The 848-nt window shown below is 59.4% G+C and carries 1 protein-coding gene and 1 pseudogene; both read left to right on the top strand.

What is annotated here, in order from left to right:
* Window positions 1–147: 147 nt before the first annotated feature.
* Window positions 148–447 carry a DUF488 domain-containing protein gene (locus EN914_RS38875; protein ID WP_245265410.1) on the top strand — a complete coding sequence of 100 codons (300 nt, stop codon included), beginning with the start codon at window positions 148–150 and terminating at the stop codon, window positions 445–447.
* Between the two features lie 201 nt (window positions 448–648).
* Window positions 649–848, top strand: a pseudogene (locus EN914_RS36950) (alpha/beta hydrolase); the annotation flags it as partial.

The raw sequence follows: 848 nt of genomic DNA, 5'->3' as shown, positions 1-848 counted from the left end.
TGTCGAAGAACAGCATGACCGCGAAGCCGTCGACCTCAACTCTGTCATTGAACGCGTAACTGCGAGGGTTATCCACAGGTCGCCAAGATTGGTAAAACGCTCCGAGCTTCGTTAAGGTCTCATTAACACTCTGAGAGCATCGTTTGCGTGGGTTCTGAACCCCTAATCGCCTACGAAGCCCGCTGCCTAACCCCAAGCCCCCCGCCCAGGCAGCGGGCTTACTTTTCCAAAGAGAGCCACGTTAGCAGACAGCACTCACCGGCGGAGCCGTTCGCCAAAGGCTTGGCGGAACTGCGAGAGCTTAGCAGCCGGCATCGCTGCCCAATCATGTGCGCGGAAGCCGTCTGCTGGCGGTGCCACCGCCGCATTATTTCCGACTACCTGCTGGAGAAGGCGAACGCGTCATGCATACTCTTGGGGCCGGTCATGCTGAGGAGGCCAGCCTGACGCCAGGCGCTGTGTGCGCGATGATGGAACGATCGTTTATCCCGGAGAGCATCTCCTCGGGACGCAAGCATGGATCATTGCAAGATCGCGGCCATGGCGATCGCCAGACGTTGAAAAGCCTTCCGCGCCAGGCACAGGGTCTGGCGGAACAAGCTGTGACCTCGAAGGTTGGGTCACGCAGACAGCTTCTGAGGCACGCGCATGGCGTTGGACAGAGACGGGGCGAAACTAGCGGCCGGATTGTCCATCGCTGCATTAGCGGCACTAGCGGGATACAACGCCATCCGCGCCAAACGTGCGATCGCCAGCCTGACATGCGGACGTATGATGGCAATTGATGGTCTGCGCCTGCATTTTATCGAAGCCGGAACCGGCATGCCGCTGCTTCTCCTGCATGGATC

The organism is Mesorhizobium sp. M7A.F.Ca.CA.001.08.2.1 (genome assembly GCF_003998455.1).
Classification (GTDB): Bacteria; Pseudomonadota; Alphaproteobacteria; order Rhizobiales; family Rhizobiaceae; genus Mesorhizobium; species Mesorhizobium ciceri.
Note: the sequence above shows the minus strand (reverse complement) of the source record. Positions and strands in the feature narration are given on the sequence as shown.